The 3797-nt window shown below is 34.4% G+C and carries 2 protein-coding genes; both read right to left on the bottom strand.

Going from position 1 to position 3797, the window contains the following annotated elements; all coding sequences use genetic code 11:
* On the bottom strand, nt 1-2532 hold a 2532-nt coding region (locus AC4PRO_RS18025), incomplete at its 3' end, for a PKD domain-containing protein (RefSeq protein WP_492118376.1).
* Between the two features lie 521 nt (nt 2533-3053).
* Complete coding sequence (locus AC4PRO_RS18020; protein WP_492118375.1) at nt 3054-3338, bottom strand: DUF6922 domain-containing protein; 285 nt, start codon at nt 3336-3338, stop codon at nt 3054-3056.
* Nucleotides 3339-3797: the final 459 nt, after the last annotated feature.

Genomic DNA, 3797 nt, shown 5'->3' with positions numbered 1-3797 from the left:
AATTACTGTTGAACCAACTGATAAGGAAGTAACTAATCCGTTAGAATCTACTGTTGCAACAGATGTGTTTGATGACATCCAGGGCGTTGTAGTTGCAGCCGTAGCAGATCCAGTTAATGCGGTGGTTGAACCCACACAAATACTCAAAGTTCCTGTTATTGTTGGTAATGCATTGACTGTAAAAGAGTTAATTCTGCTACAACCCAGAGAATTCGTATAGGTTATATTTACATTACCTACAGAAACGGCTGTCACCAAGCCAGTTGTACTAACCGTAGCAATTGCAGTATTTGCTGAAGACCAACTATTAGTAGTTGCAGGGCTTGCCGACCCGGTTAACTGTGAAGTTAAACCCACACAAGCTGACATAGTTCCCGTAATAGTAGGAAGTGTATTGATGGTAAAGGAATTACTGCTCACAGTTGTGGTACCACATTCATTGGTAACAGCAAGTGATACACTATAAGCACCTGAAGTGCTGTAATTAACTATTGGCGCAACATTTGTGGATGTGGAAGGTGTTCCTCCCGGAAAACTCCAAACATAAGTTAAAGTACTCGAAATCGGAGCGCAAGCATCAACTAAAGCCGTTGGACTAATAGAAGTGGAACTAGCTGTTTGGCAGATACTTGCAATTGTATTTATTGTAACTGTTGGTGGTTTTTTTACGATAACGGATTGAACGGCAGATGTAACAGATCCGCATGAATTAGTAGTAGTGAGCGAAATACCATAAGTTCCAGGGTTTATAAAATTAAATTCTGGCGCAATGGATGTTAAAGTTGTCCCATTTAAAAGAGTATAGTTTGAAGTTGTCCCACAATATCCAGCAATGTAGTTAACATTCCATTTGTAAATTGGTTGAGTACAAGAACCAGCAAGATTGGTGGTGTTAGTTGGAATAATTGTCTTAGGAGTACAAGCTGTGTTCTCGCTGAGTGTAAAAGTTGGAATTAGAGGAGTTTCAACGCAGATTGTTTGAGTTTTTGTAGTTGTACCACATCCGTTTTTTGCAGAAAGGGTTACTGTATACGTACCACTACCTGAAAAAATATGATTAACATTTGGGTTATTAGTTAACCAACCCGTATTGATAGTGTTTGCTGCTCCACTTGCTGGATCACCAAAATTCCAACTATATTTTGTGTCCCTAATACAACCACTATCATAACCTAAAATAGTAGTATTTGTAAATAAAACATTAGAAGTTGAACAGGCATTTTGTGGAGCATTAAAATTCGCTGTTGGTTTTGATATTGTGTTTCCTCCAATGACAGTACCAGTTGTAGATTTGCAAGCATTTGTAACAAGTAATTTTATTATAAATTCTGCATTTGGACAACTATTCGTATTATAAGAATATGGTACGGGATAATTTGCTGAAGACGATGGAGTTATGTCATTGTAATATGAAGTTTTAATCATATCGTCTTGATTTAAATTTAATATGGCAGAACCATCGCCATAATCAATGGAATAGGTCGTTCCTGGAGAGTTTGTTGCCCAATTTCCAATTGTATATTGGGTTATAGGTGTAGGAATACACATATCAGTTGTGCCTCCGGGATTTAGAATACCACCAGAGGGATTAGATACATTTTTTACAATAAATGTTTTCGAATTATTACATCCATTTGTACCAACTGCTGTAATTACCATATTATAAGCACCAAGTTGCGAGTAAGTATGGTTTTTAGGAAAATTGACATTATTTTCTGTTGTACCATCACCCCAATTTATTGAAAAGGCAATAATGCAAAGTGAATTAGATATGTTCCCTACAGTAATTGTATAAGAAGTATTTGAAATTGAAGCAATACTACAATTATTAAATTGGTTACTTGCACTTGTTGCATTTACATCTTCAAAACTTATATCTGGTTGTTGATTTACTGCAACCATTTTTGTTATTGTACTTGAACAACCATTAGCATCAGTTACAGTTAAAGTAACATTATAAGTTGCTGTACCACAACCTAAAGAAGTGAATGTATGAGTTGGATTTTTAAGAGAAGATGTAATCCCATCGCCAAAATTCCACGTATAAGAGTTTCCACTACTTGTTGTATTAAACTGCACCGCAGTACCAGAGCACTGATTATCTGAAAAAGTAAAATCAGCAACTGGTAAAGGGTTCACTATGATTGTTACTGTATTGTTACTAGAAAGTACAACATCCTCGCCGTCTTTGTCCTTAACATCAGTTAAAATATAGGAGAAAGTTCCCTTTATATTCGTTGGTTGAGAAACGGTCAGACTTTTATTGTTAGCTGTTGTTGTTACATTTATAGGTGTTCCTCCATTTATAGTATAAGTAAAGGTATAAGGACCGTTTGTATCGTCTTTTACTTCAAATGTTATTAAAGGTTCTACGGCATTCTGGCATACCGTTGCATTTCCTGTTATTTGCCCAGTTGGATCTGCTACTGTTTTTAGTTTTATGATTTCCTCTATTTTATTTGAAGAATAAACAGAGCTGGCATTAAAAATTAACAGAACGAATAAAAATAGAACGGTATAAAATTGTTTCATAATTGTGCATTAATTCAACCAGCGTATACTATCATTTATACGGGGGAAGAAAAGTGATTTGGCCAAATATAACGTAATGATTTTCCATTCCTTTACGGCTTACCGTAAAAGCGGTTATTTCCAGAAAAAAAATAATTTGGTTATTCTAAAAATGGGGGTTGTAGGAAGCTAGATTTCTAAAAGAGAAGCCACTACGAGGCAATTAGCAGGTTTTTCTTATTTTTTTTAAAATAAAAAATTTATAAAAGAAGTAACACTGCGGTGGACGGATTTTAATATAAAAAAAAACTCCCAAGAGAGGATACTTCGGAATGTAATGACGGAATTATTCCATCAGGTATTTCCATCATTACATTATTTATTTAATTTTCTTCTAACAACTCTCTGTCTTCTCAAATATCCCCACAAAAAGTTCATATTTGCTTCGTGGTGGATAGCCTATTTTATCGAGGCCGGCAAGGCTGATTGGATTACGATTGTGGGCACGGATTACAAATCCGCGCCAGCGGGGAAATCTTTACCTATTTGAAACGTGCAAAACTCGGTACATTGTATCTTTTTGCTACCATTGCACAAACTTCGTTACTAATGCGTTCTTTTGTTGTCTTAAGGTACTTAAGGATTAGTGTTTTGGAATAATACTGTTCTAGTTTAACAATATCTGTTGCAAAAGTTGCTTCATTTGTGGCAAACAAGGCTCGTGGAATTATAATATCTTTATCTCTTGAGAGGTTAAGTTTACTATGATCCATATCCCAAAATAAGTGTTTGGGAAAAATTGTTGCTATGTTAACTGATTGTTTCACACTATAAAACTAGTGATTTTTTTAAAATTATTTGTTAATAAATATTTAAACGGCTATTTAAAAAGGCTCCCGCCACTATCATGATAATCATTATGTGCCAGTTTATTTATCATTGCTTTTCTATTGAATACTATTTTTCCTTAAGAATTTCAAAGTAGTAAGCGAACTATTTTATCTCAAAACCAGTTTGATAAGTTGTAAGGGTATCGTTCTTTACAAGATTCAAGTTTTGGTTTTGATATTTGATATCAGTTAGAAATTGCTCGTTTTGGAATACGGATGTTGTAAAAGTAAAATCATCTATTTCAATTTGATCGGTAGCAATTTGTAATTCTAACGATGCAATTAATCCAATTTCCTTTTTGATACTATAGAGGCCTGGTGTTTTGACCCCTATAAAACAAGAGTACTATTTTAAATTTCGATTTTTAATTAAGCGGTTAATTTTTTCATTTCTAT

The sequence above is a fragment of the Flavobacterium sp. DW-iso2 genome (assembly GCF_058725285.1).
This window is presented reverse-complemented; position numbering and strand designations above follow the sequence as displayed.